4 protein-coding genes are annotated in these 3,052 nt (G+C 60.3%); all 4 read left to right on the top strand.

The window, feature by feature from the left end:
- The first annotated feature begins 242 nt into the window (after positions 1-242).
- The 4 genes from WKW79_RS36755 to WKW79_RS36740 all read left to right on the top strand — a co-directional run bounded on the left by WKW79_RS36755 (position 243) and on the right by WKW79_RS36740 (position 2,805).
- Positions 243-818, top strand: coding sequence for a hypothetical protein (locus WKW79_RS36755; protein WP_340340153.1), 576 nt, complete (start codon positions 243-245; stop codon positions 816-818).
- A gap of 103 nt (positions 819-921) precedes the next feature.
- A complete protein-coding gene (locus WKW79_RS36750; protein WP_340340152.1) occupies positions 922-1,095 on the top strand; it encodes a hypothetical protein in 174 nt (57 codons plus the stop codon).
- Between the two features lie 365 nt (positions 1,096-1,460).
- A complete protein-coding gene (locus tag WKW79_RS36745) occupies positions 1,461-1,730 on the top strand; it encodes a hypothetical protein (RefSeq protein ID WP_340340151.1) in 270 nt (89 codons plus the stop codon).
- A 490-nt stretch (positions 1,731-2,220) separates the two neighbouring features.
- Complete coding sequence (locus WKW79_RS36740; protein ID WP_340340150.1) at positions 2,221-2,805, top strand: recombinase family protein; 585 nt, start codon at positions 2,221-2,223, stop codon at positions 2,803-2,805.
- Positions 2,806-3,052 lie beyond the last annotated feature (247 nt).

Here is a 3,052-nt window from a genome sequence, read left to right as displayed (position 1 = left end):
ATCCTCATACCCCCGCCGCTTAAAAAAGCAGCAGGGTAGGCTGAACACCCGGGTCAAATTTGAACCGGCACAACCCTCACAGGTGGGTCAATTTTCGGCCGGCGCCAACAGGCTGCTAGCCCCGGTGATATCGCAAGTATGTGCATCGGCCCCTTCTACTTGCCCCTTTGTTGCCGGTGCCCCATCATGCTTGGCAACGTTCATAGCATTCGCCGCTTGACCATCTTCTCAAGGAATTGCCCTTGTCATCTCGAACGGTTCTCCTGGCGCGCGGAGCCTTCAATGTGCTTTTCGGACTCGGATCGTGGGTTTGGCTGCTGACGCACGATGGTCAGCGCCTTGCTCGTGGAGGCACTTATGCACTGATCGATGGCCTCTTTGGTGCCTTGCTAGCCTTCACGCTCTACCGCTCATCGGATGCTCGGTGGCTGAGTGTGCTGGCGGTTTGCGACGGATTGATTCGCCTGCTGATCGGCAGCCTCATGCTCGCGAATCCGGGTATGGAAAGGATGATCTTGGGTGGCGCAGTATTCATGACCGGGATCATCCTGGCGTGCAGCGCGCTTGGCCTTGGAGGGATGGCCTATGCGCTTATGCACGGGGCGCGCTCGAATTCGGAGGACAGAGTCGCCATGGCCTTGCCTGCGTTCTTGATCAGCATGTTTACTTTGCTGCTTGGCGTGGGACTCGCGGTTGGACTGATGGACGAGCGACAGCGAATCATGTTGTCTTGCTATGCACTGGCGCTGGGCGCCGTCCTGCTTTGGGCAGGTTGGCGAGCCGGTCGACGCCCCAAGTGGTCCCCTACCAATGGTTGACGATTTCTGGCATAAACATGCCAGAGGCTCACAAGGGGGGCACTGCAGGGCCGCAAGGTCATGACTCATCCGCCTTGCGAAAGCCCAGCTGCTGAACATGGACGTGACAAGCCCGTTTCGGCAGATTTCGGGCACGCTCCCGGTGACCATCGAGCGCACGAAGCTCCCGGGAAAACAGGCCTTGCGTTCCGGACAGAGCGTGGAACTCGGCGGGCAGATCTTCAAGGAGATGCGCCACAGGATGGAGTTCAGGGTGAAGCAGGTGCGTCTCCGGTAGCAGGGGACCCTGAATGAACTGCGGCTGAAGCATCTTCCCTGTCTTGACGTCGCGTTTGCGTCGGGTCGGCGGCCGTCGGGCGCATCGTCATGGTGGACACCTTCGGCAGCGCAGCACCGCATTGGCAATGCGGGCAGAACCCTGCGCCGCTAGCTTTCGCTGTCTCGTGACTGCCGCAATGTGTCAAAGCTCAGCATATTCCTTCTTCATCGTCGCCGTGTGATCTGCGTCAATTTCGGGGAAAGCAATTCGTGCCACGATGCACCTCACTTCAGACCTGTCGCCGGTGATTCCGGAGGTCGAGGCCAAGATCCGGGTGCAGGTCGCAAACCGAGGCCTCCGTGCGAAGCAAGAGGAACGTGCAAATGATCGATTCAAGAAAAGCAATCCTTGGCCGGACCGTAGAGGTGCTCGCAGCGGCCGGTCTTCTGGCGCTTTCGGGCAGCGCGCTGGCAACCAACCAATCGCAGCAGCGCCAGGCGGGCCGGGACGTGAATCAGGCGGCCAAGCATGACGCGCGCTCGACCAAGGTCGATTGCAGGGCTGCGAACCAACAGAGTAACGCCGCTTGCCGCCACGACAAGCGAGGCACCAAGCAAGAGGGTCGCCAGGACAAGCGCGACATCAAGTATTGACCAGCTTTCTCCTCGCGTGGCCCGTGGTATGGGCCGGATGAGCCATCGCTTGCCGGGGTCCTCATCCATGCCTGCATTGCGCTTTCTGGCGGCCGTTGCCTTGGACTTGCTGGTGGCGGCGCGCCAGCCTGCCCGATCGCGTGGCGCGGCGGGATGCGGAAATCCTTGCCTAAAGATCTTGGCAACGATCTTTGCAACGTGCTCATGGCAAAGGCAATGACCGTCATCAATTCGATCTTTGGAAGGGTCTCCGAAGTAGCGCGGATTCCTTCTCCTATTGCAGCGCCGACTGTGAAAAGGAGAGTGATTCGTTTTCGCAAGCGGTGCCAGTCGAAGGTAAGCAGTCGTCATCGCAGCGGCGATCGGGCTCGAGTGTTGTGAGGACGTGCCGAAGTGGTCATGACGAAAGTCGACTTGCCTCGCAGCCGAGGGACAGGGCGGCATGTCTCATGCGCGTTCCGAATTCTCATTTTCTTGATTGGAGCTCACGGTGTCTCGCGTTTTCGCCTATTGCCGCTTAGCGAGTGCCGAGCAGACACGCGACGAACAGATCCGCGAGATTGCCAAGGCTGGGTTCGCGGTACGGTCATCCCGATTTGTGGCTGAAGAGGTCTCAAGCTCGGTGCCAGCGTCGGAGCGCCAAGGCTTCGGAAAGTTGCTCCAAAAGCTAAAAGTTGGAGACGTGCTTGTCGTCTCCAAGCTCGACCGTTTGGGGCGGAATGCTATCGACGTGCGGGCGACCGTAGACGTGCTGGCTTGCCTCGGCGTCCGAGTTCATTGCCTCGCTCTCGGGCCCGTGGACCTCACCAGTGCGACGGGGCAAATGACCATGAGAATCATCACGGCGGTTGCGGAGTTCGAGCGCGACCTGTTGATAGAGCGAACCCGAACGGGTCTGTTGCGTGCCAAGGCGCGAGGAAGGAAGTTGGGCCGACCTCCTGCGCTCTCGCCGGACCAGGTGGCCGAAGTTGCCAGGCGCCTGTCTGCCGGGGAAGCCATTGCCGCGATCGCTCGTGCCATGGGTGCCAGTCGTCCGACCATCATGCGGGCAAGAGATGCCATTGCGTTCCGATAGCTTCACCCGTGCAAAGGCATGTGACGCGAAACATCCACTGGCCTCCTCCCGATGCGGCGCCAATCGCATCGGCCGTGTTCGGGCTGAACGAAGCGTACCGGCCAAAACGATGCCGAACGAGGACGTGAATGCGATCGCGACGTGTCTGTCCGGTCTTCCCCGTCGCTTGACGGCGAACAGCTACGGACCAGTCAGATGTCGATGACCCGTCGAAGGTGTCCGTAGGACACGCTCCAGGAGGCCTCGC

It is taken from the genome of Variovorax robiniae, assembly GCF_037889955.1.
GTDB classification, from domain to species: domain Bacteria; phylum Pseudomonadota; class Gammaproteobacteria; order Burkholderiales; family Burkholderiaceae_C; genus Variovorax; species Variovorax robiniae.
Note: the sequence above shows the minus strand (reverse complement) of the source record. Positions and strands in the feature narration are given on the sequence as shown.